Annotated in this window: 2 protein-coding genes; both read right to left on the bottom strand. The window is 32.2% G+C overall.

Annotated elements, in window-relative coordinates; genetic code table 11:
- Window positions 1–972: 972 nt before the first annotated feature.
- Window positions 973–3,348, bottom strand: coding sequence for a hybrid sensor histidine kinase/response regulator (locus F6K54_RS37670; protein WP_293089125.1), 2,376 nt, complete (start codon window positions 3,346–3,348; stop codon window positions 973–975).
- A 1,236-nt stretch (window positions 3,349–4,584) separates the two neighbouring features.
- On the bottom strand, window positions 4,585–6,435 hold the full coding sequence (locus F6K54_RS37665; protein WP_293089123.1) for a methyl-accepting chemotaxis protein: 1,851 nt from the start codon (window positions 6,433–6,435) through the stop codon (window positions 4,585–4,587).
- Window positions 6,436–6,704: the final 269 nt, after the last annotated feature.

Raw genomic sequence — 6,704 nt, 5'->3', positions numbered from 1 at the left:
CCTCAAACCAATATAAGTCAATACTTTGAGATGGAATCAGCAAACTCTAACTATTGTCCAATAAATAAATCAAACATCAATAATCGCGAAACAGAGGGATATAGCTGATATTTCCAGACTTAAAATTCCTCAAACCAATATAAGTCAATACTTTGAGATGGAATCAGCAAACTCTAACTATTGTCCAATAAATAAATCAAACATCAATAATCGCGAAACACAGTGATATAGCTAATAGTTTTTCCAGAATTAAAATTGCTCAAACCAATATAAGTCAATACTTTGAGATGGAATCAGCAAACTCTAACTATTGTCCAATAGATAAATCAAACATCAATCTATGGAAAGAGAATGAACCTCATTTTTTTATTACCGAAAAATTGTGGTTTAAAGCCTCCCCTTTTAAGGGGATAATAAAGAAAAATTTTCATGATTAGTCAATCCTCTTCTTTTCAAGGAGAGGTAATTATTCATTATTCATTATTCATTATTCATTATTCATTGTTGAAGATCGCTCAATTAAAATCATATTAATAAAAATGTTGGGTAGGGATGATTCTTCCTCCTACCTCTTCTGTAATTCCTAATTTCTCCTTATATCATGTTCGGATAAACACATACTATAGAACCCCTAAGCGCATCTCTAAAAATTTAGGTGCTCGCTCCTATTACTTAACTTAAGCATATATCTTTTCGGAGAAAGATATTTCCAATCATCAAAAATAAAATCAATTATTGTAGAGCGTGTCATCAATTATTTCCCCCCTACTCCCTACTCCCTACTCCCTACTCCCTCTTTTCTGGAGAGAGCTAAAAGATACCAAATGGGTTCTATAAAGTCATTGCGACTGTAACGTAGTGGAAGGAAGCAATCTCAGGGATTTGGGATATCTCTTCCATCTATATCCTAATCATAACTATTCAAACAAACATGATATTACTTCTTCCTTCTTCCTTCTTCCTTCTTCCTTCTTAAACTAATCTTTTTAAAGTTTCTAATAGAACTTCTCGATCGAAACTATCTTTAGTAATGTAAGCACTAGCGCCTACTTCTGCACCTTTTTGCTTATCTTCGTGGGATGCTAAGGAGGTTACCAAAATAATAGGCAATTCAGTGTAATTTTGGTTTTCTCTAATTTTAGCAGTTAAAGTCAAGCCATCCATATTAGGCATTTGAATATCAGAAATTACAGCATCAAAAGAGCGAGTTTTTAGTTTATTAAAAGCATCTATTCCATCAACGGCAGTAATAACTTCATAACCTGCACTTTCAAGAATTCTTTTTTCTTGGGTTCGTGTAGCAATTGAATCTTCTGCTAATAAAATTACAGATTTTTTATTAACTTTTTCAACTTCTAATTGCTGAACAAATTTTGAAGTGGAAAAAGATGTCGATAATTTCTTTGCAGATTTCATTAAATCTTGAGGATTTAAAACCATACATACATCACCAGTACCAAGAATAGTTGCACCGGAAACATTTATTACCCGTTTCAATAATTTACTTTGAGGTTTAAGCATAACGTTTTGTACATCTATTAAAGCATCAACAAAAAGTGCTAATTTTTCATTTCCTATTTTTAAAATAATACAATTATGCTCCTGACTGTCATTTATTTGTTCTTGATTAATAGCTGAAATTTGCAGTAAATCTGAAAGTTGAAAAACTGATACAGGCTCATTATCAAAAATAATAGTATCTCTACTTTCAATGGTAAAAATAGATTCTATAGATACCAATAAAGTTGTTTGAACGCATTCAATAGGCAAAGCATAATAAATATTTGCAACAGCTACTATTAATACATTAATTGTGGCGATAGAAGTGCTGAGTATCACTCTGATTAAACATCCTTTTCCTGGTTGAGATTCTATGTGAATATTTCCTTTAAGTTCTTCTACATTTGCTTTTACTACATCTAAACCAATACCTCTACCTGAAATTTCAGTAACAAATTTTTTTGTAGAAAATCCAGGGGTGAAAATCATGGATTGAATTTCTGTTTGTGTCATTGAGGCTAATTCGGTTTGACTACAAATTTTTTGTTTTACCGCTGTTTGTTTGATTTTTTCAATATCTAGCCCGCGCCCATCATCTATAACTTCAATTATTACCTGACTAGCAGTATTCTCAGCTCTTAATTTAATTGTAGCAACAGGATTTTTTCCTAAATTTTTGCGTTCTGTAGGTGTTTCAATACCATGATCTATGGCATTACGAATTAGATGAATTAAAGGATCTTTCATCTGTTCAATAATTCGCTTATCTGCTTTGCTTTCACTGCCTTCGATGATTAGTTTAACTTCTTTATATTCTTGTCTTGCTAAATCTCTAACAACACGAGGAAAAATATTAAAAATAGTAGATAAAGGCAGCATTCGCAGAGTACGAACTCCACTTCCTATTTGACTGCTAATTAAGTCAAGTTTAGCAATATCTTCATGGATAGAATTTCTCAAATTATTAATTAACAGTCCTAAGTTTTCTAATCGTTCCTCAGAACGAATATGATAATTTTTAAATTGCTGGAGAGAATTATTAGTAGTAGTGTTACCGCTAACATTTATATCATGGACAAAAAAACGATTATTAAGGATATCTCTACTCCATTCTTCCCACAATTTTGTGATTTTTTCTATTTCTGATAGTCGTTGAAAAAGTCTAATTTGAGTTACAGTTAATTCTCCAGTTTGTGTCATTAAAGAATCTAGATTTCGGGTAGATACACGAACTGTTTCAATATGATAAGAGGTTGATGAATTATCTGGAAGTTTACTGGTTACAAAATTTTCATCTGGCTCAGTTTTGGTGGAACTAGATTCATTAATGTTAGCTACTTCTTCTGGCTGTTGAATATTGGGTGAGGGAGTATTTTTGGCAACTTTTTGCTCTTTTACAGAAGTACTAATAGCAATAGCTTCTTCAGATGTTGAATATGTTTTATCTTGGTCTTGTAATGATGTATTAATATTATTTCCTCCCATCAAAGTAGCTAGTACATGAACAGTATTTATACCTGATGGTTCTCCTGTAACTGCCTCTTGTACAAGTTTATAAATAGCATCTAATCCGAGTGAGAGGCGATCGCTAGTTTCTGGAGATATAATTTGCTCGTCCCGAATAATTTCTCCTAATAAATGTTCCAACTGATGAGCAAGTTGAGATACATTTTTAATTCCTAACATTGCAGCATCACCTTTTAAGCTGTGAATTTCTCGTAATAACTCTTCTAATTTTGTTAAGTCGTGTGGATATTGTTCTAAATATAAAAATCCTTCATCAAGTTTTTGGAGATGTTCTTCACTAGCAGTTTTAAATACTTCCCGAAGTTCAGTATCTTCAATCATAAATTACACAAATTTGATAAATGTTTACTATAAATAGCTAGGGTATTTCTTAGGAGTCAGGAGTCAGGAGTCAGAAGTCAGAATGAATAGTTTTGATGCTATTTATTAGGCCATAATTTATCTTTTTAGTTCAAGAGACATCTTCTGCACTTTTGTAAGCATTCAGCCATTAATTTTGGGTAAGGTAAAAGCAACCTTTGAAGTTGAGAAAGAATAAAAAGTTACTACCAAAGTCCCCAGACTAAACCTGAGAAGTAATTATTTATTACGTAAGCATTCAGCTGTCAGCTATCAGCCATCAGCCATCAGCTATTGCTTTTAGTTTGAGATAAAAGCTTTACTAATTGACTCATAATTTATACTTACGCTCTCTAGCTGGCTGAAACAGTCTATATATTAAAACCCCCTTCTTTTGCTGAGAGCTGACTGCTAATAGCTGAATGCTTACTTCATTACTAATTGCTGAATGCTAGTGCGTTCCAAAGGAATAGCTGACTGCTAATAGCTGAATGCTTACTAATCATGCTTATTATTCGTAATATTCTTTTTTCACACTTGATATTACACCTTGAAAAATTATTAATATATAAAAAAATTGGGCGTTGGTAATTTGAGGTATGATATCGTTTCCGGATAAGAGCGCGATAGAACTCCGTTCCGCTTATACGTTAACGTAGTTGTGCGCCAGCAAATAAAAAAACTTTCTCCTTCTATTCCTCTTTCTTCTTCTTTCTTCCCTCCTAACTCCTTACTCCTAACTCCTAAGTAATTAAGATTAATATCATACACTAATTCAGCAACGTCAAAATTTGAATTAATATAGTTATTTAAACGTAATACCATTTCTTTGTAACAATGCACTTAATAATTCTTGCCCAGACTGGAATTTTACTGATAGCTGTTATCTTTTACTAGACATCTCCAAAAATCAAAAATAAAATCAATTATCGTACAGAAACTATCAGTTCTTTCCCCCTCCATACCTATTCCCTATTCCCTCTTTTGGAGGAGATGTCTATTAAGCGCAACTTCATAGAGAAATGGTATAAGCATTTCCTCCGGAATACTGCGCAAACAGCCATCAGCTATTAGCTAGCCTCCTATCGGAAGAACTGCGGACTTCAGCTATTAATTTTGGATCTGCTTAAAAGCAACCTTTGAAATTGAAAAAGAATAAAAAGTTACTACCATGTTCCTCCAGAGGAGGCTAGCTGACTGCTGATAGCTGAATGCTTACTAAACTATTTTCTTAAGCTTAAGCGCTGCTTCATAAAGTTCTTGAGTGCTAGTTGTAACTTGAGAAATACTCTTAGCTGTTTCACCAGTACTGAAATTGAGATTATTCATAGATTCAATTATCCTTTGAATAGCATCTGCTTGTTGTTCAGTATTGTGATAAATTTGCTGATTACTAGCAAATAAATGAGAAACTACTTCTGTTAAATTTTGGAAAGTATTGGCAGTTTCTTCCGCCGTTTTGACACCAGAATTCACTATTTTTTTTCCCTCATTTGTCACCTTGAGAGTAGAATTAATTGCTGTTTTAATTTCTGGCACAATTACATTAATTCTTTTAGCAGCTTCAGAGCTTTGATCCGCTAATTTCCGAATTTCTCTAGCTACAACAGCAAACCCACTGCCTTGTTCGCCAGCTCGTACTGCTTCTACTGCGGCATTAAGGGCTAAAATATTAGTCTGCATTGCTAAAGAACTTACTAAATTTGCCAAGCTAGAAATATTTCCAATTTGAGTGTTTTTTTCACCAAGATCTTGATTTTTTCTACTAATATTATCAACTGTTTCTCTCAAACTCTGCATTTGTTCAAAAGTTTTATCTACCATTTTACTTCCATCTTCCGCTAATGTTAAAACTTTACTTGCTGCAACTGCAACTGATTCTGCTTGTTGAGATATTTCTTGAGAAGTTTGACCTAAAGTAGTCATATTATTATTAGTTTCATTAGCAGCTAATAATTGCTCTGATGCAATCTTTTCCTGCTGACTCATTGTCGCCAAGATATTATGAGAAACAGAAGAAACATTATTAATTGTATTTTTGACGATTTGAACTATATTCATTATAGTCAACCATCCAATAGACAAAAAAATTATCAAAGACAAACATATAATTACCAAAGCTAAAATTTTAAAATTGTTGGCTTGAGCAAATACAATTTTTTTAGGTAAATCATAGACAACTACTAGAAATTTATTGGTATTTTTTTTCTGTAAAAAAATAGTGTTGTAAGTAATCACACTATCTACACCATTAACAATATCACTTTGACCGCCAGATAAAATTTGATTACTCACTTTTGCTGAATAATATTTTTGAATTTTTTCATCTGTATTTAGTTCAAAACCCCACTCTTTTTGTTCGTTTTGGTCGTATAAATAGTAGCCATCTTGATTAAGAATAAAAGCTGTACCAATCGGATTTTGATTGTTTTGTTTTAACTTTTGAAACATCCGGTCAACTAGCAGATTGGCAATGATAATTCCTTGACGTTTTCCATCTGCTGAAAATATAGGAGTTGCATATCTAATTGTTGGTTTATAAGGGATTTCAATTTTTCCCTGTTCTCGATTAAGATTTATGGGTGAGACATAAATTTCACCTAAATCTAGGGTCATAGTTTCTGTAAAATATTCTCTCTTTGCTTTATTTTGTAACTGTTCTTCGGGAATATTTTTAACTATTAATCCATCTGAATTTACACGCACCATTTCATTTCCACTTTCATCCAAATAACGTAATTGCATATAGTATGGTTTTGTTTGCATAAATTCTATAAATATGATGCTTAGTCTTTCTCGCCAAACATCATAACTAGAATTACCTTTTGGATCGATTCCATTGTTATTTCTAGCTCTGACAATTCCTTGAATAGGTGGAACTTTACTCAGAAATAAAATATCGTAACCAATATTTTCTAAGTTATTAATTATATTTTCTGAACTATCGTTAATTTTTTTTTGCAGGTTAGCTAAAGCTAAATATTGCAAAGAATTAGTAGCAGTAATTATGCCATAATAACCTACTATTGAAACAGGAGTAATTGTGCTAAAAATCAGAACAATTAGCATTTTGTGTTGTATTTTTTTGAAGATATTATCAAACATTTTTCATCTTTTATAAATAACTACTACTTTCAATAATTAATAATTAGGGTTTGCGTACGGAAAGTCTTTTTGCTCTTTGTAGAGACCCACCCCTAATACCAATTTGAAAAAAGAATGTTACGAATAGTAAGAGCGATAAAAAGACTTTACATGAGATGTCCCTTTGACAAAAAAGATAATTTACGCCCTAAAAAATGGTATTAAAGCCATCCATTCTGACTCCTGACTCCTGA

This window comes from Okeania sp. SIO3B5, assembly GCF_010692555.1.
In the GTDB taxonomy this organism is placed as follows: domain Bacteria; phylum Cyanobacteriota; class Cyanobacteriia; order Cyanobacteriales; family Microcoleaceae; genus Okeania.
Note: the sequence above shows the minus strand (reverse complement) of the source record. Positions and strands in the feature narration are given on the sequence as shown.

What these genes read in the sequence shown, in the direction of transcription:
- F6K54_RS37670 (WP_293089125.1), bottom strand. Translation starts at nt 3,348, where the DNA reads ATGATTGAAGATACTGAACTTCGGGAAGTATTTAAAACTGCTAGTGAA.
- F6K54_RS37665 (WP_293089123.1), bottom strand. Translation starts at nt 6,435, where the DNA reads ATGCTAATTGTTCTGATTTTTAGCACAATTACTCCTGTTTCAATAGTA.